The following is a 23211-nucleotide window of genomic DNA, read 5'->3' as shown; positions in this document are numbered from 1 at the left end:
CTTTGCTACATTTTGATGCTGAGGGTAGGGTCTGTCCCCATGCGGGACAGACCCCAACGATCAGAACCGGTACTCGCCCCGCACCTCGAACACGCGCGGCTCGCTCGGCACGCTCATGCCGAAGCTGTCCACCGTCAGCGGGCGCACCTTGTTCTCGATGTTGCGCACGCGCGCCAGCACGCTCCACGGCGCGCCGTCGCGCTGGTAGCGCACGTGCGCGTCGCTGGTCGTGTACGACGGCACCCGGTATTCCAGCTGCTGGGTCGGCACGCCGATCACGTAGCTGGCGCTGCGGCGCACGTTGGCGCCTGCCGTCAGCTCGGCCTGGCCCAGCCCGAAGCGGTGCTCGTAGCCCAGCGTGACCGTGTGCGACGGCGCACGGTCCAGCTTGCGGCCGGCCCACGAGTGCACGCCGTCCGGCACGTACTCGTCGTAGTGCGCGTCCAGCAGCGTCAGCGCATACGTCAGGCGGCCGCCCGGCACCACGTTGACGGCGCCGTCGGCCTCCAGGCCGCGCACGCTGGCCTTGCCGGCGTTGCGCGTCACGTAGCGCGGCGCGCCCATCACCATCGCCACGCCGGACAGCTGCAGGTTCTTGTAGTCGTAGTCGAACACGGCCAGGTTCAGGCTGGCGCGCTTGTCCCAGAAGCGTGTCTTGACGCCTGCCTCGACGGATTTCAGCGTCTCCGGCTGGTAGAACAGCGTCTGCGCCGACACGGCGACCGGCGCCGGGCATTCGATGCCGAGTTGGCGGCTGCCGGCCAGGCAGCCGTCGTTGAAGCCGCCCGCCTTGTAGCCGGTCGAGACGGTCAGGTAGGCCATCGTGTTCGGCGCCACGTCGGCGTCGATGCCGGCGCGCCAGGTGGTCTTGTGCGTGGTCAGCGCGGCCGCGTTCAGCAGCTTCAGGTCCGTGGCCGGGTTGAACACGGGGCCCTGCTGGAAGTTGGTCGAGCCGACGCGGGTCTTGTCGTCTTCCGTCCAGCGTGCGCCCAGGGTCGCGCGCAGCCACGGCAGCACGGCATACGTGGCCTGGCCGAACACGGCCTTGCTGTGCGCCTCGGTCGGGCCGGTCGGGAACACGTAGTAGGGCGGCAGTCCCAGCGGCTCCAGGTCGCGGAAGGTGTACAGCGTGTTGGAACGCTCGCGGAACCAGTACAGGCCGGCCTGCGCGGTCAGCGGACCGCCGGCTTTGGTAGCGACGCGCAGCTCGTGCGAGTCCTGGCGGTAGTCGCCGTCGAAGCCCTGGTGCACGCCGATCGCGAAGGTGGGCACGGCGCGGTAGTAGTAATTGGTCAGGAAGTCGTTGGCGAACTGCCGGTGCGATCCCAGCCAGTGCAGGCTGACCGGGCCCAGGTCCCAGGTCAGCTCGGCACCGACGCCCGACGTGCGCTTGCGGCCATGGCCCTGCTCCGGCACCGTGTTGGGCGGCACGAAGGCATTGGTCAGCTGCCTGTTGCGGCCGGCGCCGCGCCAGACCGGCGTGCCGGTCTCGATGCCGCGATAGAAATTGGTATCGGGGACGAACACGTCGACATTGTCGCGCACCGTGCTGTGGTCCAGCCGCAGCAGCAGCGCAGCCGTGTTGCTGAAGGCGAGGCGCGCCGACAGCCGCGCCGACCAGTCGTCGCGGTCCTGGCCCAGCGTGTGCGGCGTGCCCTGGGCATTGGTCAGGAAGCTGTCGTGGCGGTTGAACGCCGCCGCCGCGCGGATCGCCAGCGCCGGGCTGACGGGCACGTTGACCATCGCGCTGCCCTTGCGGGTGTGGTGATTGCCGCCTTCGAGCGCCACCATGCCTTCCAGCTGCTGCGTGGGCGCGTTGGTGATGACGTTGACGGCGCCGGCCGTCGTGTTGCGGCCGTACAGGGTGCCTTGCGGGCCGCGCAGCACTTCGACGCGGTCGATGTCGTAAAACGCCAGGTTCTGGTTCTGCGGCCGGGCGATGTAGATCCCGTCCATCATGAAGGCGGCCGACGGATCGCCCTTGTCGGTGGTGTCGGCGCTGGTCACGCCGCGCATCGTGATGCGCAGGCCGTCGTAGCTGTTGTCGAGCCTCACGTTCGGCAGCCGTTCGCCCAGCAGGGCGGGGCTGTCCAGGCCCGTCGTGGTGAGCCGTTCGCCGGAGACGACGGACATGGCGACAGGCGTCTTCGATTCCACCGAGCTGGTGCGCTGCGCCGTGACGACGACTTCCGGCAGCTCGGCGTTGGCCTGGGCCATGGCCAGGTCGGAACAGAGGGCCGCGATGCACGCGGCGAGCAGGTGGCGGTTCGGCCGAACCCGACGATCGATCATATGGACTTTCTCTGAGCAAATACGGCAGCACCCGGTCGGGCAGCCGCCAGGCCGTATCGAGGTTATTGGAATTGTTGCGGCGGCATCGATGCAGGCTGGCAGTCTAACAGTTCGTGTAACCGGTAGACAGTATCCGTACGTCACTTTTGTCAAATCCACCAGGGGTTTGTCGTGCGCAGGCCACTGTCGCGGCGCGCGGCGATGTCATTGGCGCGTCACAACTGGTCTTTACCATGCGCCGCAGTTGAGTTTTCGATATGCCCGATTTTCATCTTTTCTCAGAAAGACTTCGATGTTCGTGAACCGCCACCCTGTCCATATCAGTTTGAAACCCTTGTGCCTGTGCGTGCTGCAGGCGCTGGCCTGCGCCGCCAACGCGGCGCCCGCCGACAGTGCCGCCGCGCCGCTGGACCCGGCCGGCGCGCCGATCGCGGTGGTGGAGGTGACGGGCAGCGGCCAGTCGCGCCAGGTGCAGAACGTGTCGCGCGCCGACCTGCAGCAGGCCACGCCAGGCACTAGCCCGCTGAAGACGCTGGAGAAGCTGCCCGGCGTGAGCTTCCAGTCGGCCGACCCGTTCGGCAGCTACGAATGGTCGACGCGCTTCTCGATCCGCGGCTTCAACCAGAACCAGCTGGGTTTCACCCTGGACGACATCCCGCTGGGCGACATGAGCTACGGGAACAACAACGGCCTGCACATCTCGCGCGCCATCTCGTCCGAGAACATCGGTCGCGTCGTCGTCTCGCAGGGCGCCGGCGCGCTGGGCACCGCGTCCACCAGCAACCTGGGCGGCACCGTGCAGTTCGTTACGCTGGGCCCGGCCAACGAACGCGGCGTGACGGCGGCGCAGACCCTAGGCAGCGACGACACGGCGCGCACCTTCGTGCGCGTCGACAGCGGCCTTTTGGACAGCGGCACCAAGTTCTACCTGTCCGGCACGCGCATGCGCGCCGAGAAGTGGAAGGGCGCCGGCCCGCAGGACCAGGACCAGTTCAACAGCCGGGTCGAACAGCAGCTGGGCGAGCACACGCTGTCGGCCTTCTTCAATTACTCGGACCGGCGCGAGGTCGATTACCAGGACCTGTCGCTGGAAAGCGCGGCGCGCCTGGGCATGGACTGGGACAATTATTATCCCGACTGGCAGCGCGCCGTGAACGCGGCGAAGGGCGTCTACAGCGGCGCCGTGAACAACCTGGACGACGCCTACTACCTGGGCCAGGGCCTGCGCAAGGACAAGCTGGCCGGCGTGGCGCTGGAGCTGAACCTGGCGCCGAACCTGACGGCCAAGGTCACCGGCTACCACCATGGCAACGAAGGCCAGGGCCACTGGTACACGCCGTATACGCCGACATCGGCCGCCGTGCCGATCTCGATCCGCACCACCGAATACACGATCAGCCGCAACGGCATGCTGGCCGACGTGACGTGGGAAACGGGCATGCACACGCTGAACGCGGGCTTCTGGGCCGAGCGCAACAAGCACGTCCTGACCCGCAACTTCTACGCCGTGACCGATGGCCGCTACATCGACGACTTCCTGCGCGACCCCATGAGCACGGGCTTCCGCCAGGCCTTCGTGACGGACACCCGCCAGTTCTACCTGCAGGACACGGTGGCGCTGCTGGACGGCCGCCTGAAGATCAATGCCGGCTTCAAGAGCCCCAAGGTGGAGATCGACGCACGCACGTTCAGCGGCGACCGCGCCGACGGCTCGATCACGGCGAAGAAGACCTTCCTGCCGCAAGCCGGTATGACGTACCAGCTGTCGCGCAATGACGAGCTGTTCGCCTCCGCCGCGAAGAACATGCGCTCGTACCAGCCGGGCGTCAACGGCCCGTTCTCGCAGACCCGCGCCGGCTATGCGCTGTCGATCGCCAGCCTGAAGCCGGAGACGTCCAATACCTTCGACCTCGGCATGCGTTTCAAGCGCGACGCCATCCAGGGCTCGATCGCGGTCTACTACACCGACTTCAAGGACCGCCAGCTGGGCATCGCCACCTGCGCCGGCATCGTCGGCTGCGCCGGCACCATCGTCAACGTCGGCAAGGTCGAGACGCGCGGCCTGGAGGCGCTGGCCGTGTGGAAGATCGACCGCGGCTTCAGCTGGTTCAATACGTTCACCTACAACGACTCGCAATACAAGTCCGACTATGCGGACAACGGCAAGCTGGTCGCCGTCAGCGGCAAGCAGGTGGCGGACGCGCCGAAGAAGATGTTCAACACTGAGCTGGCCTACGAGGTCAACGGCCTGTTCGCCCGCCTGGGCGCGAAGTACACCGACAAGCGCTACTACACCTACACCAACGACCGTTCGGTGCCGTCCTTCACGGTGGCCAATCTGTCGGCCGGCTACAAGCTGGGCAACGTGGCGATGCTCAAGGAGCTGACGGCGCAGGTCAACGTGACGAACCTGTTTGACAGGAGCTACTTCGGCACGATCGGCTCGAACGGCTTCTCGGCCACGGACCCGCAGGGCACGTCGATGACCTTGATGTCGGGGGCGCCGCGGCAGGTGTTCTTCACGTTGTCCGGCAAGTTGTAATCGGCCACGGCGGCAACCCCAGGTGCCCGTCACCTGGGGTCTTGCCCGCTACTCGTTACAATGGCGGTCCGCCCAGTATCCGAACCGCCTCATGCCCGCCACGCCGTCGTCCCGTCCCCGTCTGTTCACCCTGGCCTGGCCCCTGCTGGTCGAACTGGTGCTGTCCGTCGCCATCGGCGTGGTGGGTACCACCCTGGCCGCGCACATCTCCGACATCGCCGGCGCCGCCTTCGCCATCGCCAACCAGATTTCCGTCACCCTGTTCCTGCTGTTTCGCATCGTCGGCTCCGGTGTCGGCGTGGTGATCACGCAAAGCCTGGGCGGCGGCCAGCGCGAGCGTGCCAACCGGGTCGCCCTGGCGTCGGTGGGGGCCAGTAGCTGGATCGGCGCCGTCACCGCGCTGGTGGCGCTGGCCGGCGCGGATGGCCTCCTGGCGCTGTTGCAGACGCCGGCCGACGTGCTGCCGCTGGCCGCGCCGTTCCTGATGGCGCTGGCGCCCGCGATGCTGTTCGACGCATGGAATGCGTCGATGGCGGCCGTCATGCGCGCACACCTGCGCACCCGCGACACCCTGCTGGTGCTGGTGGCGATGCACCTGTCGCACCTGCTGCTGGCGCTGCCGCTGATGCACGGCTGGGGACCGCTGCCGGCGCTGGGCCTGCCCGGTTACGCGCTGGCGCTGGCCCTGAGCCGCGCCCTCGGACTGGCGCTGCACCTGCTGCTGTGGCGCCGCCATCTCGACCTGGCGCCGCGCCGGGCCGACTGGTGGCACCTGCCGCGCCGCGAACTGGCCGAGGTGCTGCACATCGGCGTGCCGGCGGCGGCCGAGAACATCGCCTGGCGCCTGTCGTTCATGGCCGCGATGGCGGCCGCCGGCACGCTGGGCGCGCATGCGCTGGCGACCCATGCGTACGTGCAGCAGATCGGCAGCATGATCATCGTGTTCAGCCTGGCGACCGCGTTTGCCGTCGAGATCATGGTCGGCCACATGGTCGGGGCAGGGGAGCTGGGCGCGGCGCACCGGTTGGTGCGTACTTCGCTGTACCGGGGCCTCGTCATCAGCGGCATCGTGTCCGGCGTTGTCGCGCTGGCCGGGCCGCTGCTGTTGCGCCTGTTTACCAGCGACGCCTCCATCGTGGCGGAGGGGGCCCTGCTGCTGTGGCTGGGCGTGCTGGTGGAGCTGGGCCGCACCTTCAACCTGGTCGTCATCAATGCGCTGCGCGCCACCGGCGACGTGCGTTTTCCCGTGGTGGCGGGCGCCGCCTCGATGCTGCTGGTGCTGGCCGGCGGCAGCTGGCTGCTGGCCATCCACTTCGGCCTGGGCCTGAAAGGGCTGTACATCGCGTTCGCGGCGGACGAGTGGATCCGCGGCCTGATCATGTGGCGGCGCTGGTCGGTGCACGCCTGGGTGCCGCATGCGCGGGCGGCCCGGCGCAAGCTGCGCCGCTGACGTCCTGCAGGCCCGGCGGGGCGGTGGTACGATGGTGCCAACCAAGACCAACAAAAACCAGAGGAGTTGACCGTGTCCACCCGCCCATTCGTCCAGCCCGAACGTTTCGACGACCCCGCCGCCGCGCTGGCCCAGGTCCAGGCCATCTACGACGGCAGCATCGCCCACCTGCGCGAGTCGCTGCAGCGCTTTGTCGAAGGCGAAACGCCGACCCAGCACGTGCGCGCCTGCTATCCGTTCGTGCGGGTGCAGAGCGAGACGTTCGCGCGGGCCGACTCGCGCCTGGCCTACGGCTTCGTTGCCGGTCCCGGCACCTTCGAGACGACCTTGACGCGGCCGGACCTGTTCGCCCGTTACTACCAGGAGCAGTTCCGTCTGCTGCTGAAGAATCACGCCGGCCAGCGCATGCAGCTGGAGGTGGGGCTGTCGGCCCAGCCGATCCCTGTGCACTTCTCGTTCGCGGAACACGATCACATCGAGGGCAGCATGAGCCACGAGCGGCGCCAGCTGATGCGCGACGTGTTCGACCTGCCCAACCTGGCGGCGATGGACGACGGCATCGCCAACGGCACGTTCGATCCGCCGCCGGGCGAGGCCCAGCCGCTGTCGCTGTTCACGGCGCCGCGCGTCGACTATTCCTTGCAACGCCTGCGCCACTACACGGGCACGTCGCCCGAGCACTTCCAGAAATTCGTGCTGTTCACGAACTACCAGTTCTATATCGACGAATTCGTGCGCCTGGGCCATGCCATCATGAGCCGCGAGCCGTCCAGCGACGACGACGGCTACATCGCTTTCGTCGAACCGGGCAATATCGTCACGCGCCGCGCCGGCCAGGAGGAACAGCCGGGCGACGGCATGGGCGCGCCGCTGCCACGGCTGCCGCAGATGCCGGGCTACCACCTGATCCGGGCCGACGGCGCCGGCATCAGCATGGTCAATATCGGCGTCGGCCCCGCCAACGCGAAAACCATCACGGATCACATCGCGGTACTGCGCCCGCACGCATGGCTGATGCTGGGCCACTGCGCCGGCCTGCGCAACACGCAGCAGCTGGGCGACTACGTGCTGGCGCACGGCTACGTGCGCGAGGACCATGTGCTGGACGAGGACCTGCCGCTGTGGGTGCCGATCCCCGCGCTGGCGGAGGTGCAGGTGGCGATCGAGGCCGCCGTGGCCGAGGTGACGCAGCTGACGGGCCACGACCTGAAGCGCGTGCTGCGCACCGGCACGGTGGCCAGCACGGACAACCGCAACTGGGAGCTGCTGCCGCAGCGCACGCCGGAGCGGCGCTTCTCGCAGAGCCGGGCGGTGGCGCTGGACATGGAAAGTGCGACGATCGCGGCGAATGGCTTCCGTTTCCGGGTGCCGTACGGGACCCTGCTGTGCGTGTCCGACAAGCCGCTGCACGGCGAGATCAAGCTGCCGGGCATGGCCAACCAGTTCTACCGCGACCGCGTCGACCAGCACCTGCGCATCGGCATCCGCGCGATGGAAATGCTGCGCGCGCTGGGCACGGACCGGCTGCACAGCCGCAAGCTGCGCAGCTTTGCCGAGGTGGCGTTCCAGTAATGCTGGAGCAAGCCTGGGGTCTGTCCCCGCACGGGGACTGACCCTGAAGTTCAACGATGCCGGCGCGACGCAGCCCACTTCGGGGTCAGTCCCTAATGCCGCTAAGTTAAGGATGTAAGACTCACTGGGCCGCAGGCGTATCCCTCAACCCCAGGCCCAAAACCAGGGTCAGACCCGCCGGGGCTGACCCCAGCTCTCCGCTTTTGGGTGGAAAGACGTCTGCGGCTGGCTGATAAATTTCCTTAACTTAGCGGCATTAGGGTGAGTCCCTTGGCAGGGACAGACCCCAGGTGTCACGGCTCCAGTATGCCGCGCCGGATCGCGATCGTCACCGCATGGGTGCGGTCGCGTGCCCCCAGCTTGGCCAGCACGGTACTCATGTGCGCCTTGACCGTCTCCTCGGCGATGCCGAGCGCCAGCGCCACCCGCTTGTTCGAGTTGCCGTGGGCGACGAAGCGCAGCACTTCCGATTCGCGCGCCGACAGCGTGTCCGCGTCGATGTGCGCCGCCAGTTCCACGGCGATCTCGGGAGGGATGTGGCGCTGGCCGGCGTAGACTTTGTCGATGGCGTCGCCCAGTTCCGTGCGCAGTACGCTTTTCAGCAGGTAGCCCATCGCGCCGGACTTCAGGGCGCGCAGCACCTGCACGTCGCCTTTGTAAGTGGTCAGCACGATGATGCGGGCTTGCGGCGCCAGCGCACGGATCGCGGCGATCGCGTCCAGCCCGCCCATCACGGGCATCTGCAGGTCCATCAGCGTGACGTCCGGCTGGTGCCGCACGAACTGCTCGACCGCCTCGCGCCCGTCCGCCGCCTCGGCCACCAGCTCGTGGCGCCCGCCGATGCCCAGTACCGCCGCGATCCCCTCGCGCATCAGGGGATGGTCGTCGACCACCATGACGCGCACGCGCGCGGGTTCCATATTGACCAGTTCGTTCATGTCGGGACCGCGCAGGCGGCACAAGGTTCGTAATGGCGGCATCTTACACCCGGCTCTCCTGGACGGCAGCCGCCGGCGGGCCGCTTGCCCCTTTCGGGGGAGGCCCGCGTGCACGCATCGGGGCGGCGCGCGCGGACCCGATGTGGTCTGTGCCGCCGCTTTGCTGGCCGGTAGCCTGTGCGGATGGACTTTTCCCCTTCCGCTGCCGGCCCGATCGCATTCGGCCGGCATGCTTTCGACCCCTGGCGCGGCGAGCTGCGCACGGCCGGCGCCCGTCCGGTGGCGCTGGGCGCCTGTGCCGCGCGCGTGCTGCAGGCGCTGATCGGCGCCGCCGGCCAGGTGCTGACGGCGGCCCAGCTGACCGAACGCGCCTGGCCCGGCCGTGCCATCCATGCCAGCAATGTGCGTGTGCAGATCGCCGCGCTGCGGCGCGCGCTGGCGGGCGACCGCGACCTGATCGGTACCGTCAACGGCGGCGGCTACGTCTTCAAGGGCAGCCTGGCATGCGCCGCGCCGCCGGCGCTGGTCGGCCGCGCCGCCTTGCTGGATGTCGTCGCCGCCCGGCTCGCCGTCGCGCCCATCGTTACCTTGACCGGCCCTGCCGGGGTCGGCAAGTCGGCGCTGGCCCAGGGCCTCGCACACAACCGCCGCGTCGCGGTGGACGAATTGCATGCCGCCGACGAGGCCACACTGGTCGCGGCGCTCGCCAGGGCGCTGGGCTTGCCGGGAGCGGCGTCTTTGCCCGGCCTGGCGGCCTTGCTGCCGCATGCGCCCCTGCTGCTGGTACTGGACAACTGCGACTACCAGCTGGACGCGGTCAGCCGCCTGGCCGAGGCGCTGACCCGGCGCCGGCCCGCGCTGCGCATCCTGGCCACCAGCCGGCAGGCCCTGCGCGCCGACGGCGAGGCGGTCGTGCGCATACCACCCTTGGCCTCCGACGACGCCGTCCGGCTCCTGTTGGCCCGGGCGTATGGCGGCACCTGGCCGCTGGCCCCCGCCGTGCTCGCGGCTGCGCGGGACGCATGCTGCCGGCTGGGCGGCGTACCGCTGGCACTGGCGCTGGCCGGGGCCTCGCTGCGGCGCGTCCCGGCAGGCCAACGCCTGGCCGCGCTGGCACGGCTCGATGGGGCCACGCTGGCCGATCCAGCCAGCCAGGTCGCCCGGCACCGCGACCTGCGTGCGGCCGCTGCCTGGGGCGAGGCACTGCTGCCCCCGTCCGCCAGGCAGGCGCTTGCCGCGCTGGCGCAACTCCCTGCCGGGTTCACGCTGGCGCAGGCCGCCGCCCGGCTGGACGATTCAGGCAGCGCGGACGCCGTCGAGACGCTGTCCACGCTGGCGGCACACTCGCTGCTGCTGGCCGATACCGCCGAGGTCCCCGCGCGCTACAGCCTGGCCTGGAGTATTGCTATATTGCTGAGCAAATTGCCAAGCAGCTACAATATACGTGCAAACCTAATGGATTAGGCTGGGAGCGATATCAAAAAAGATATTGCAAGAGCGGAAAAATTGATTGGATCGAATTCATTTGTCCCCCTTAAGATGCTCCGCAGGCAAGCAGTTTCAAAACTGCACTAAATAATTACAAGACATTGGAGACCTATGAAGACTGTCCCTTCGGGCCGTGTCGCGCCCGCTCGCAATCCTTTCACCTTGAAAGTCACAGTGGCGGCACTGGCTGCCGCCGGAGCGCTGAGCAGCGCTTCCGTGTGGGCGCAGCAAGGTGCCGACAGCGTGGCCGACAGCGCCGGCGCCAGCGCGGCCGGCACCACGGACAGCTCCGCCAATGTCGTCACGGTCACGGGCATCCGCAACGCCGCGCGCAGCGCCCAGGCCTTCAAGCAGAACAACGAGCAGGTGGTGGACTCCATCGTCGCCGACGACATCGGCAAGTTTCCGGACAAGAACGTGGCCGAGATCCTGGGCCGCATCACCGGTGTGCAGATCATCCGCGAGGCCGGCGAGGCCAGCAACGTCGTCATCCGCGGCCTGCCGGGTGCCGTCACCCTGCTGAACGGCCGCGAGATGTTCTCGGCCGTCAGCCGCAGCCTGTTCCTGGCCGATATCCCGACCACGATGCTGTCGCGCCTGGACGTCTACAAGTCGCAGGGCGTCGACATGGTCGAAGGCGGCACGGCCGGCGTCATCGACGTGCGCACCAACCGGCCGTTCGACTTCAAGGGCGCCACCGCCAGCGCGGTGGCCCGCGCCGAGAATCGCGACAAGGCAAAAGCCACCGATCCGCAGCTGTCCGGCATGGTGTCGAACCGCTGGAAGACGGCGTACGGCGAGTTCGGCGCGCTGCTGGGTTATTCCTACCAGCGCGGGCGCTACCAGGACGAAGGCGCCTGGGTCGGCGTGCCGCTGTCGATCGAGAACGGCCTGACGGGCCCGGATACGATCGGCCGCGTGATGACGGGCGGCGACCGCAAGCGCTGGGCCGGCAACGGCGTGCTGCAGTGGCGCCCGAACAAGGACGTCGAAGTGTTTGCGGAAGTGATCAATACCCGCATCGAGCACGATGCCCAGACCAATTTCTTCCTGGGCCAGCTGCCCCTGAACAAGGGCGCCACCATCACCACGGTGCCCGGCACGAACTACCTGCAGTCGATCAGCAAGGAAGGCGCCGACCAGTGGACCCTGACGTCCACCCAGGGCCGCCGCCACTACTCGCGCACCACGCAGGCCGCCACCGGCGCTACCTGGGACGTCAACGACCAGCTGCGCCTGAAGACGGAACTGGCCCGCACCGTCAGCAAGTTCCGCAACCAGAATCCGATCGTCGACATCGTCGGCTACATGCCGAACGTGTCCGGCCGCATCGACAACGGCATCGGCTCGATCACCTACCCGGGTTCGGACATCACGACGGGCTCCAACTTCTTCCTCGAGAAATTCTTCGACCAGCACAGCCACGACGAAGGCAGCTCCACCGACTGGCGCGCCGACGCCATCTACGAGCCGGCCGCCAAGGGCTTCTTCCGCGAATTCGCAGGCGGAGTGCGCATCGCCAAGCGCCGCGCCGCGTCGATCCACGGCATCGAAGGCTCCGTCAATCACCCGGGCGCCTATTCGGCCAGGCAGGTCATGATCAACTCGATCCCCGGCTTCACCTGCGTGTCGCGGCCGACGGCGGGCAACTACGGCATCTCGCAATTCCCGATGCCGTGCGCCAGCTACCTGCTGAACAACACCGCTGACCTGCGCCAGATGTTCACCGGGACGACCACCCCGAACCCGGAGGACCCGCTGTCGTTCTACGCCGACATCGAGAAGACCCAGGCCCTGTACGGCAAGGCCGACATCGCGTTCGACGCCTGGTCGGTACCGGTGGAAGGCACGCTCGGCGTGCGTGCCGTGCGCACCGAGCAGGACCTGCGCGGCAACTCGCTGATCAACAACGTCGTCGTCGGCGCCAGCACCAAGACGACCGACACGGACTACCTGCCGAACGTGGCGCTGCGCGCCAAGCTGCGCGAGGACCTGCAGGCGCGCTTCAACTGGGTCAAGGCGACGCAGCGGCCGGCCTTCGCCGACTTCAATCCGGGTCTGGTGCTGCACGCGGCCGGCAACACGACGCTGGCGACCGGCACCTCGGGCAATCCGAACCTGAAGCCGATCGAGAGCAAGAACCTGGACGCGGCGCTGGAGTGGTATTTTGCACCGACCGGCTCCGTCACCGGCACCGTGTTTTCGCACGAGTTCAAGAACTACATCCGCCGCAAGTCCGCGCCCGAGACGTACGACGGCATCACCTATGACGTCAGCCGCCCGTACAACACCAGCGACGGCAAGCTGGAGGGCGTGGAAATCGCGTACAAGCAGTTCTACGACTGGTTGCCTGGCTGGCTGGGCGGCTTCGGCCTGGAGGCGAACGGCACCTACATGCACGGCGGCCTGACGGAACCGGACGGCAAGGTGAACAGCTTCGCCGGCATGTCGAAGTGGGCCTACAACCTGATCGGCCTGTACGAGCGGGGCGACTGGTCGGCCCGCGTGGCGTACAGCTGGCGTTCGCGCTTCGTCTCGGAGTACGCCTACCGCGCCACCCAGTACGACCTGGTGGTCGATCCGATGAAGGCGCTGGACGCGTCCATCACCTACAAGCTGACGAAGAACCTCAGCCTGACGGTGGACGGCACCAACCTGACCGACTTCAAGTACAAGGATTACCACTCGGTGCCGGAACTGGCGCGCGACATCCGCCGCTACGACCGCACCATCGGCGTGGCGCTGCGCTGGAAGAACTGAGCGGCTAACGCGGGCAGTCATGGAATGGGGCGCTGACCGGCAAACGGCCAGGGCCCCGCGGTCCTTCTGATGGGAATGAAGATGCAAAAATTATCGACGGTGGAAAAAGTAGGGTTCGGCGCGGGCGACATGGCCCTGAACGTGGTGATCTCATCGATGATGCTGATCATCACGTTCTTCTATACCGACATCTACGGCCTGCACACGGAGGACCTCGCGCTGCTGTTCCTGGCCGTGAAGGTGATCGGCGCCGTTGCCGACCTGGTGATGGGCCAGATCACGGACCGGTTCACCAACCGCTTCGGCCGTTACCGGCCATGGCTGCTGTTCCTGGCGGTGCCGTATGGCGTCTCGGTGTTCTTCGTGTTCTCCACGCCCGACTGGGGCTATGACGCCAAGATGGTCTGGGCCTATTCGACCTACATCCTGATGACGTTGATGACGGCCGGCGTGGGCATCCCCTACATCTCGCTGATCAGCGGCCTGACGAGCGACCCGCAGGACCGCCTGTCGGCCAATGGCTACCGGCTGTTCTTCGCCAAGATCGGCGCCTTCATGGTGACGATCATCGTACCGCTGCTGGCCAAGGAGTGGGGCGGCGGCAATCCGGCCGCCGGCTACCAGGCCGCGATGGCGCTCATGTCGCTGATGGGCGTCGTGCTGTTCCTGTTCTGCTTCTTTTCAACCGAGGAGCGCGTGCACCACGTGGTCGAGCGCCAGCCGCTGCTGGACCAGTTGAAGGTGCTGCTGAAGAACGACCAGTGGCTGATCCTGTGCGGCGCCTGCGTCACCGGCACCATCGGCTATGTGGTGCGCGGCTCGGTCGCCATGTACTACGCCAAGTACTACCTGGGCGGCGACGAGGCCATCGTGTCGGCCTTCCTGTCCACCGGCGTGGCAGCCGCCATCCTGTCGATGGTCGCCTCGACCTGGATCACCAAGAGCTACTGCAAGGTCAAGCTGTTCCGCAACTCGCAGGTCGTCGTCGCGCTGATCAGCCTTGCCATCTACCTGTTCGTCAAGCCGGGCGACATGGTGCTGGCCTTTGTCCTGTACTTCCTGCTGTCGTTCATCGTCGACCTGCATGCGCCCGTGTTCTGGTCGGCCATCGCCGAGACGATCGACTACGGCCAGGTGAAGACCGGCACGCGCGTTTCCGGCTTCGCCTTCGGCGGCATCTCGGTGTGCCAGAAGGCCGGCATGGGCATCGCCGGCGCGCTGGTCGGCCTGCTGCTGACGCACTTCCAGTACCAGCCCAACGTGGCGCAGTCGCCGCTGGCGCTGACCGGCATCGCGCTGATGCTGACGGTGATCCCGGGCTTCTTCCACCTGGTGATGGGGCTGTTGATGTTCCGCTACCGCATCAGCGACGAATACTACGGCACCGTGAAAGCCAAGATGCTCACGCACGGCTACGCCGCCTGACCGACCCTACGGAGAATGAACTTGACTCAATTGCTGAAACCCCTGATCGAGCAACGCGCCGATCCCTACATCTATCGTCACACGGATGGCTATTATTATTTTACGGCGTCGGTGCCCCAGTACGACCGCATCGAACTTCGCCGCGCCAAGACCATCGAAGGCCTGGCCAGCGCGCAAACGCGCGACGTCTGGAGGAAGCCGGACACGGGTCCATACTCGGAACTGATCTGGGCGCCGGAGATCCACTTCAACCAGGGCGCCTGGTATGTCTACTTCGCGGCCGCGCCGAGCCGCGAGATCAAGAACAAGCTGTTCCAGCACCGCATGTACGCGATCCGCAACGAGAACGCCAATCCGCTGGAAGGGCAGTGGGAGTTCATGGGCCAGGTCGACACGGGCATCGACAGCTTCTGCCTGGATGCCACCACGTTCACCCACCAGGGCCAGCTGTACTACCTGTGGGCGCAGAAGCATGAGGACATCGAGGGCAACTCCAACCTGTACATTGCGCCGATGAAAACGCCATGGCAGATCGCGGGCGCGCCGGTCATGCTGAGCAAACCGGAACACGAGTGGGAATGCCGCGGCTTCCTCGTCAACGAGGGCCCGTCGGTACTGAAGAAGAACGGCAAGATCTTCATCAGCTACTCGGCCAGCGCGACGGACCACAACTACGCCATGGGCCTGTTGTGGGCGGACGAGAATGCCGATCTGCTCGACCCGGCGTCCTGGCACAAGGCCGACCAGCCCGTGCTGCAGACTTGCTTCGAGCACAAGATCTACGGCCCGGGCCACAACAGCTTCACGGTGGCGGAAGACGGTTCAACCGTGCTCCTGGTCTATCATGCGAGGACTTATACTGAAATCGTCGGCGATCCGCTGTGGAATCCGGACCGCCATACCTTCGTCAAACCCTTGCGCTGGGATGCCGACGGCATGCCGGATTTCGGCCGGCCTTCGATTGCCTGAGCCGGCGGCGCCGGCCCGGGTCATCGGCCGGGTCATCGGCCGGGTCATCGGCCTGTCCCGGCGCTGATAACAAGAAGCGAACAACGCATGGAACTCTCGATAGAACAGGAACCGTTCGGCCAGGCGCCGGACGGCACCCCGCTGAGCCTCTACACGCTGCGCAACCGCAGCGGCATGATCGTCAAGATCACCAACCTGGGCGGCATCATCACGGAACTGCACGTGCCGGACCGCCAGGGCAACCTGGCCGACGTCACGTTCGGCTTCGACACGCCGGAGCCGTACTTCGGCGATTCGCCTTACTTCGGCGCGCTGATCGGCCGCTACGGCAACCGCATCGCCGGCGGCCGCTTCCAGCTCGATGGCCGCACGGTGCAACTGGACGTCAACAACGGCCCGAACCACCTGCATGGCGGCAGCAAGGGCTTCGACAAGGTGGTCTGGCACGCGGTGCCGATGGTGGCGGACCTGTCGATCGGCCTGAAACTGACCTACACCAGTCCGGACGGCGAACAGGGCTACCCGGGCAACCTGGAGGTAACGGTCACGTATGAGCTGAACGACGCCAACGAGCTGCTGGTCAAATACCACGCCACCACCGACCAGGCCACGCCGGTCAACCTGACACAGCACGCCTACTTCAATTTGGCAGGCAAGGGTACGGTGCTGGACCACGAGCTGCAGATCAACGCCGACCGCTACACGCCGATCGACGAGAACTCGATCCCGCTGGGCCCACTGGCGCCGGTCGAGTACACCCCGTTCGACTTCCGCAAGCCGCGCCGCATCGGCCAGGCCATCGAGGCCGACGACGCGCAGCTGAAGAACGGTCTGGGTTACGACCACAACTTCGTGCTGAACAAGGGCGAATCGAACGTGCTGGGCCTGGCCGCCGTGCTGCGCGACCCCGGCTCGGGCCGCGTGCTGGAGCTGTACACGCAGGAGCCGGGGCTGCAGTTCTACAGTGGCAATTTCCTCGACGGCAGCCTGGCGGGCAAGGGCTGGACCTATGAGCACCGCTCGGCCATCTGCCTGGAACCGCAGCATTTCCCGGACTCGCCGAACCGGCCCGAGTTCCCCAGCACGATCCTGCGCCCGGGCGAAACCTATTCGACGCGTTCGCTGTACCGCTTCACGACGCAAGCCTGAAAAACCCGGGACAGACCCCTGTTTTGAAGCAATCTTTCCTGGAAAACGGGGACAGACCCCATTTTCCAGGCAATTTCCCCGCACAATGACGACTTCCCTGACCACGGGCGCCGTGCTGGCAGCCCTCGCCTTGCTGTGCGCCGACGCCGGCGCGTTCTCCCCGCACGATCCCCTGGTGCGGCAGCGCGCCGACCCGCACGTCACCCTGCACACCGACGGCTGGTACTATTTCACGGCCACGGTGCCGGAGTACGACCGCATCGAGCTGCGTCGCGCGAAGACGCTGGACGGGTTGGGCGCGGCGTCCACCAAGGTAGTCTGGCGCCGGCATGCATCGGGGCCGATGAGCGCCAATATCTGGGCGCCGGAACTGCACCGCATCGACGGAAAATGGTACCTGTACTTCACGGCGGGCCGCGCCGACGCGCCGCTGGACATCCGCCTGTACGTGCTGGAGAACCCGTCCGCCAATCCGCTGGAAGGGACGTGGACGGAACGGGGTCGCATCGACACCGGCTGGGAATCGTTCTCGCTGGACGCGACGACGTTCGCCGTGCGCGGCCAACGCTACCTGGCCTGGACCCAGCGCCCGCCGGCCGCCGACAAACACGTCACCGGTATCTATCTGGCGAAGATGCGCTCGCCGCTGGCGCTGGACGGTCCCGCTACCTTGCTCACCTTGCCCGAGTATGCCTGGGAAAAAGTGAAGTTCGACGTCAATGAGGCGCCAGCCGTGCTGGTACGCAACGGCAAGGTATTCCTGACGTACTCCGCCAGCGCGACGGACGCCAACTACGCGCTGGGCATGCTGACGGCCGGGGAGGGGGCCAATTTGCTGGACAAGGCGGCCTGGACCAAGTCGCCAATGCCCGTGCTGGCCAGCGGCGGCGGCTTGTATGGCCCGGGACATAATTGCTTCACCACCACGCCCGATGGAAAGCAGGACATCATCGTCTATCACGCGCGCGATTACCGTGACATCCCAGGCAATGAGCTGAATGATCCCAACCGGCATACCCGGGCCAGATCGATCGGCTGGCGCGCCGATGGCACGCCTGACTTCGTCACGAGCCCCGACTGAATTCCGGGACTGTCCCGGACTATTCCGACGCCCCGGCTAGGCAACTCTGAGGCCATAGCCGGCTGAGCCAGACTGTTTCGTCCCGTCGTCCTTTCCCAATTTCCGGGGACTGTCCCGGAAATTTCCTACCGATCGTTGCCTGACCTCGGGGAGAGTCGCCAATTCCCGGCAGCTTGCCAGCTCCGATATCCTTTTTTATATCACAACCAATTTTTTATTCATTGGAAAGATATCGTTGCTTTAACTAACATGCTTTCCATCGCAGCCCGTCGTGGACAGCCATGGCGCCGGGCCTGGAACAACACGGAGGAATGCATGTCAGAGACAAAGAAGAACGTAAAGCTGCGCTCGGCCGAATGGTTCGGCACGCAGGACAAGAACGGTTTCATGTACCGCAGCTGGATGAAGAACCAGGGCATTCCGGACCATGAGTTCCAGGGCAAGCCCATCATCGGCATCTGCAACACCTGGTCGGAACTGACCCCCTGCAACGCCCACTTCCGCAAGCTGGCCGAGCACGTCAAGAAAGGCATCATCGAGGCGGGCGGCTGGCCCGTCGAATTCCCCGTGTTCTCCAACGGCGAATCGAACCTGCGCCCGACCGCCATGCTGACCCGTAACCTGGCGTCGATGGATGTCGAGGAATCGATCCGCGGCAATCCGATGGACGCCGTCGTGCTGCTGGTCGGCTGCGACAAGACCACCCCGGCGCTGCTGATGGGCGCCGCATCGTGCGACATCCCGGCCATCGTCGTCACCGGCGGCCCGATGTTGAACGGTAAGCTGAACGGCAAGAGCATCGGCTCCGGCACGGCCGTGTGGCAGCTGCACGAGCAAGTAAAAGCCGGCGAGATCACGATGCACGATTTCCTTGCCGCCGAAGCGGGCCACTCGCGCTCCGCCGGCACCTGCAACACGATGGGTACCGCCTCCACGATGGCCTGCATGGCCGAGGCGCTGGGCACGTCGCTGCCGCACAATGCCGCCATCCCCGCCGTCGACGCGCGCCGCTACGTGCTGGCCCATATGTCCGGCATGCGCATCGTCGACATGGTGTGGGAAGACCTGCGCCTGTCGAAAATCCTGACGCGCGAGGCGTTCGAGAACGCGATCCGCGTCAACGCCGCCATCGGCGGTTCCACCAACGCCGTGATCCACCTGAAGGCCATCGCCGGCCGCATCGGCGTGGACCTGGAACTGGAAGACTGGACCCGCATCGGCCGCGGCACGCCGACCGTCGTCGACCTGCTGCCATCGGGCCGCTTCCTGATGGAGGAGTTCTACTATGCCGGTGGCCTGCCGGGCGTGCTGCGCCGCCTGGGCGAGAACGGCCTGCTGCCGAACAAGGACGCGCTCACCGTCAACGGCAAGACGATCTGGGAAAACAACCAGGACGCGCCGATCTACGACGAGGAAGTGATCCGCCCACTGGACAACCCGCTGATCAAGGATGGCGGCATCTGCATCCTGCGCGGCAACCTGGCGCCGCGCGGCGCCGTGCTGAAGCCGTCGGCCGCCTCGCCGCACCTGATGCAGCACCGCGGCCGCGCCATCGTGTTCGAGGACTTCGACCACTATAAGACCCGCATCCTCGATCCGGACCTGGACGTCGACGAGAACTGCGTGCTGGTAATGAAGAACTGCGGCCCGAAAGGCTACCCGGGCATGGCCGAAGTGGGCAATATGGGCCTGCCGCCCAAGCTGCTGGCCAAGGGCATCAAGGACATGGTGCGCATCTCGGACGCGCGCATGAGCGGCACCGCCTACGGCACCGTCGTGCTGCACGTGGCGCCGGAAGCGATGGCCGGCGGCCCGTTGGGCATCGTCAAGGATGGCGACATCATTGCGCTGGACTGCGCAGGCGGCCGCCTCGACGTCGAGATCTCGGACGAAGAGATGCGCCAGCGCCTGGCCGACCGCGCCGAGACGCAGGTCAAGGGCGCCAAGTCGGGCTACCAGCAGCTCTACATCGATCACGTGCTGCAGGCCGACGAAGGCTGCGACTTCGATTTCCTGGTCGGCATGCGCGGTTCCGCCGTGCCGAAGCATTCCCACTAATCAAAAAGCAGGCGGCACGGCCGGGACGCGTTCCCGGCCGTGCCGCCGCGCACAAGGAGACCTCATGCTGCTCGTACAATTCAAGTCCGGTGACGGCCGCCACGTCGGCATCCTGGAGCAGGACACCATCCGCATCATCGACGGCTACACCAGCACCTACGCGCTGGCGCAGGCCGCCATTCGCGGCAAACACAAGCTGGCCGAGCTGGCGCAGAGCGCCGCCGGCGACAAGACCGTGGCCTTCGCCGACGTCACCGTGCTGCCGCCATTGGACCATGAAGACCCGGCCCACTGCTACGTCACGGGCACCGGACTGACCCACCTGGGCAGCGCCGATGCGCGCGACGCGATGCACAAGAAGATCGGCGGTGACGTCGAGACGCTGTCCGACTCCATGAAGATGTTCCGCCTCGGCGTCGAGGGCGGCAAGCCGGCCGCGGGCACCGCCGGTGCCCAGCCCGAATGGTTCTACAAGGGCGACGGCTCGATCGTGGCCGCCAGCGGCGAAGCGCTGGCCATGCCCGACTTCGCGCTGGACGGCGGCGAGGAACCGGAGATCGCCGGCCTGTACCTGATCGGCGACGACGGCCAGCCGTATCGTGTCGGCTACGCCATCGGCAACGAGTTTTCCGACCACGTGACGGAGCGCCAGAACTACCTGTACCTGGCGCACTCGAAGCTGCGCGCCTGCGGCGTCGGCCCGGCCCTGCTGGTGGGCGAACTGCCCGAGCATATCGACGGCGTCTCGCGCATCCGCGGCATCGATGGCCAGGTGCGCTGGGAGAAGGCATTCGTCAGCGGCGAGAAGAACATGTCGCACACCATCGCCAACCTGGAACACCACCATTTTAAATACCAGCTGTTCAAGCGCCCCGGCGACGTGCACGTGCACTTCTTCGGCACCGCCACCCTGAGCTTCGCCGACAACGTGCAGGTGGCGCCGGGCGAGACCTTCGAGATCGAAGCGCCTGCGTTCGGCCCGGCGCTGCGCAACCAGCTGGCCGTCATTGAAACCCAAGTCGCAAAGGTGACCGCATTATGACCATCCTTACCGGTGAAGCACTGATCGGCGGCGTCGCCGTCAAAGGCACGGGCAACCACTTCAAGGCGTTCGATCCGACCAAGCGCGAGCAGATGGAACCGGCGTTCCATGCCGTCGACGAAGAACAGATCGACGCAGCCTGCCAGCTGGCCGCTGCCGCCTTCGACACCTTCCGCGCCACCTCGAACGAGGAGCGCGCGCGCTTCCTGGAAACCGTGGGCGAGCAGATCATGGCGCTGGGCGACGACCTGGTCAATCGCGCGATGGCCGAATCGGGCCTGCCGCGCGTGCGCCTGGAAGGCGAGCGCGCTCGCACCGTCAACCAGCTGCGCCTGTTCGCGGAACTGCTGCGCGAAGGCTCGTGGGCCGACGCCCGCATCGACAGCGCGCTGCCCGAGCGCACGCCGCCGCGGCCGGACCTGCGGCTGCGCATGATCGGCCTGGGGCCGGTCGCCGTGTTCGCGGCATCGAACTTCCCGCTGGCATTCTCCGTCGCCGGCGGCGACACGGCATCGGCCTTCGCGGCCGGCTGCCCGGTCGTGCTGAAGGCGCATTCGGCCCATCCGGGCACCTCGGAACTGGTGGCACGCGCCGTCGTCAAGGCGGTCGAGCTGTGCGGCCGGCCGGCCGGCGTGTTCGCGCTGCTGACGGGCACCGGCCGCCACATCGGCCAGGGCCTGGTCGCCCATCCGGCCATCCAGGCCGTCGGTTTCACCGGTTCGCGCGGCGGCGGCACGGCGCTGATGGCCGTCGCGGCCAACCGCCCGCAGCCGATTCCCGTGTACGCCGAAATGAGCAGCATCAATCCCGTGTTCCTGCTGCCGGGCGCGCTGGCCGCGCGCGGCGAGCAGATCGCGCAAGGCTTCGCCCAGTCGCTGACGATGGGCGTGGGCCAGTTCTGCACCAACCCCGGCCTGGTGCTGGGCATCGCCGGTCCCGACTTCGATGCGTTTGCCAAGACAGCCGCCGCCGCGCTGGAAAGCGTGCCGGCCGCGCCGATGCTGACGCTTGACATCGCTGGCAGCTACCAGGACGGCGTGCAGACGCTGGCCGCGCAAGGCTGCGTCAAGACGCTGACCCTGGCCGCGCAGGAGGAAGGCCGCGGCGCCCCGGCGCTGTTCGTCACCACGGCGCAGTCCTTCCTGACCGAGCGCGCGCTGCACGGTGAAGTGTTCGGCCCGGCCTCGCTGCTGGTGGCCTGCCAGGACGTGGCGGAAATGCGCGCCGTGATCGAGCACCTGGAAGGCCAGTTGACCGCCACCCTGCAGCTGGAGGACAGCGACATCGAAGCGGCCCAGCAACTGCTGCCGGCGCTGGAGCGCAAGGTCGGCCGCATCCTGGCCAACGGCTTCCCGACCGGCGTGGAAGTCTCGACGGCGATGGTGCACGGCGGCCCGTTCCCGGCCACGGCGGACGGACGCAGCACCTCGGTCGGCACGGCGGCGATCCACCGCTTCCTGCGCCCGGTGTGCTACCAGAACCTGCCGCAGCGCCTGCTGCCGGAGGCACTGCGCGACGGCAATCCGCAGGGCATCTGGCGCCGCCGCGACGGCGTGCTGGGCAAGGATTGAACGGTACAATAACAACGATAGGGAGACAGTTATGACAGAGTTGGCCAAGTTCGGCAGCCTGCGCGGCAAGCGCGTATTCGTCACGGGCGGCGGCACCGGCATCGGTGAGTCCATCGTGGAAAGCTATGCGCAGCAGGGCGCGCACGTCGCGTTCGTCGACATTGCGCAGGAAGCCAGCCTGGGTCTGGTCGAGCGCATCAAGGCGGCCGGCCATCCGGCGCCGCGCTACCGCTACTGCGACATCACCGACATCCCGGCGCTGCAAAAGACCATCGCCGACCTGGCGGCGGAGATGGGCGACTTCGACATCCTCGTCAACAACGCCGCCAACGACCAGCGCCACAAGCCGGAGGAGGTCACGCTGGAATACTGGAACGACCGCATCGCGATCAACCAGCGTCCCATGTTTTTCACCTGCCAGTCCGTCCTGGCGGGCATGAAGAAGAAGGGCGGCGGTTCGATCATCAATATCAGCTCGATGTCGTGGCATGCCAAGAACGGCGGCTATCCCGTCTACGGCACCACCAAGGCGGCCGTGATCGGCCTGACGCGCTGCCTGGCGCGCGATTTCGGCCCGTACGGCATCCGTGTCAACACCGTGACGCCGGGCTGGGTCATGACGCAGCGCCAGATCGACCTGTGGGTGGACGACGCGGCGGAAATCGAGATCAAGAAGGCGCAATGCCTGCCGGGCAAGCTGATGCCGGAGCACGTGGCCTCGATGATCCTGTTCCTGGGCGCGGACGACAGCGCCATGTGCACGGGCCAGGAATTCATCGTGGACGCCGGCTGGGTCTGAGGTCGCTGGAGGGCCGGGGTCGGACCCGCCGGGTTCGACCCCAGTAGTTTCCGTTCGCTGCACGCGGCCCGCCAT

The 23211-nt window shown here is 66.9% G+C and carries 15 protein-coding genes; 13 read left to right on the top strand and 2 right to left on the bottom strand.

The genetic code is table 11. From position 1 onward, the window contains the following. Positions 1 to 60: 60 nt before the first annotated feature. Positions 61 to 2292 carry a TonB-dependent receptor gene (locus E7V67_016890; protein ID WUR11387.1) on the bottom strand — a complete coding sequence of 744 codons (2232 nt, stop codon included), beginning with the start codon at positions 2290 to 2292 and terminating at the stop codon, positions 61 to 63. A gap of 292 nt (positions 2293 to 2584) precedes the next feature. On the opposite strand from E7V67_016890, the gene E7V67_016885 reads away from it, so the two are divergent. The 3 genes from E7V67_016885 to E7V67_016875 all read left to right on the top strand — a co-directional run bounded on the left by E7V67_016885 (position 2585) and on the right by E7V67_016875 (position 7856). Beyond that, positions 2585 to 4834 (top strand): TonB-dependent receptor, encoded by a 2250-nt coding sequence (locus E7V67_016885; GenBank protein WUR11386.1) that lies wholly within the window; start codon positions 2585 to 2587, stop codon positions 4832 to 4834. A gap of 91 nt (positions 4835 to 4925) precedes the next feature. Continuing rightward, positions 4926 to 6284 (top strand): MATE family efflux transporter, encoded by a 1359-nt coding sequence (locus E7V67_016880; protein ID WUR11385.1) that lies wholly within the window; start codon positions 4926 to 4928, stop codon positions 6282 to 6284. Positions 6285 to 6356: 72 nt separating this feature from the next. Further along, entirely contained in the window at positions 6357 to 7856 is a 1500-nt protein-coding gene (locus E7V67_016875) for an AMP nucleosidase (protein WUR11384.1), read from the top strand. A gap of 293 nt (positions 7857 to 8149) precedes the next feature. Here the strand turns inward: E7V67_016875 and E7V67_016870 are convergent, their stop codons facing one another. After that, positions 8150 to 8836, bottom strand: a complete 687-nt coding sequence (locus E7V67_016870; GenBank protein WUR11383.1) for a response regulator transcription factor — start codon at positions 8834 to 8836, stop codon at positions 8150 to 8152. Positions 8837 to 8977: 141 nt separating this feature from the next. On the opposite strand from E7V67_016870, the gene E7V67_016865 reads away from it, so the two are divergent. The 10 genes from E7V67_016865 to E7V67_016820 all read left to right on the top strand — a co-directional run bounded on the left by E7V67_016865 (position 8978) and on the right by E7V67_016820 (position 23136). Next, entirely contained in the window at positions 8978 to 10258 is a 1281-nt protein-coding gene (locus E7V67_016865; GenBank protein WUR11382.1) for a winged helix-turn-helix domain-containing protein, read from the top strand. A 135-nt stretch (positions 10259 to 10393) separates the two neighbouring features. Beyond that, positions 10394 to 13042, top strand: coding sequence for a TonB-dependent receptor (locus E7V67_016860; protein ID WUR11381.1), 2649 nt, complete (start codon positions 10394 to 10396; stop codon positions 13040 to 13042). Between the two features lie 75 nt (positions 13043 to 13117). Next, positions 13118 to 14467 carry an MFS transporter gene (locus E7V67_016855; GenBank protein WUR11380.1) on the top strand — a complete coding sequence of 450 codons (1350 nt, stop codon included), beginning with the start codon at positions 13118 to 13120 and terminating at the stop codon, positions 14465 to 14467. A gap of 15 nt (positions 14468 to 14482) precedes the next feature. After that, the gene (locus tag E7V67_016850; protein ID WUR11379.1) at positions 14483 to 15436 is read left to right on the top strand and encodes a glycoside hydrolase family 43 protein; all 954 of its coding nucleotides are present in this window, start codon (positions 14483 to 14485) and stop codon (positions 15434 to 15436) included. Between the two features lie 87 nt (positions 15437 to 15523). Then, positions 15524 to 16585 (top strand): aldose epimerase family protein, encoded by a 1062-nt coding sequence (locus E7V67_016845; protein ID WUR11378.1) that lies wholly within the window; start codon positions 15524 to 15526, stop codon positions 16583 to 16585. Positions 16586 to 16670: 85 nt separating this feature from the next. After that, positions 16671 to 17666: a glycoside hydrolase family 43 protein gene (locus E7V67_016840; GenBank protein ID WUR11377.1), complete on the top strand. Its 996-nt coding sequence runs from the start codon at positions 16671 to 16673 to the stop codon at positions 17664 to 17666. Positions 17667 to 17981: 315 nt separating this feature from the next. Beyond that, positions 17982 to 19724 carry an IlvD/Edd family dehydratase gene (locus tag E7V67_016835; protein WUR11376.1) on the top strand — a complete coding sequence of 581 codons (1743 nt, stop codon included), beginning with the start codon at positions 17982 to 17984 and terminating at the stop codon, positions 19722 to 19724. Between the two features lie 64 nt (positions 19725 to 19788). Further along, on the top strand, positions 19789 to 20766 hold the full coding sequence (gene araD1 / locus E7V67_016830; GenBank protein ID WUR11375.1) for an AraD1 family protein: 978 nt from the start codon (positions 19789 to 19791) through the stop codon (positions 20764 to 20766). Beyond that, positions 20763 to 22337, top strand: coding sequence for an aldehyde dehydrogenase (NADP(+)) (locus E7V67_016825; protein ID WUR11374.1), 1575 nt, complete (start codon positions 20763 to 20765; stop codon positions 22335 to 22337). Before araD1 ends, E7V67_016825 begins: the two co-directional genes overlap by 4 nt. A gap of 31 nt (positions 22338 to 22368) precedes the next feature. Continuing rightward, positions 22369 to 23136 (top strand): SDR family oxidoreductase, encoded by a 768-nt coding sequence (locus E7V67_016820; GenBank protein WUR11373.1) that lies wholly within the window; start codon positions 22369 to 22371, stop codon positions 23134 to 23136. The last annotated feature ends 75 nt before the right edge of the window (positions 23137 to 23211 follow it).

Source organism: [Empedobacter] haloabium, assembly GCA_008011715.2.
Classification (GTDB): domain Bacteria; phylum Pseudomonadota; class Gammaproteobacteria; order Burkholderiales; family Burkholderiaceae_D; genus Rugamonas; species Rugamonas haloabia.
This window is presented reverse-complemented; position numbering and strand designations above follow the sequence as displayed.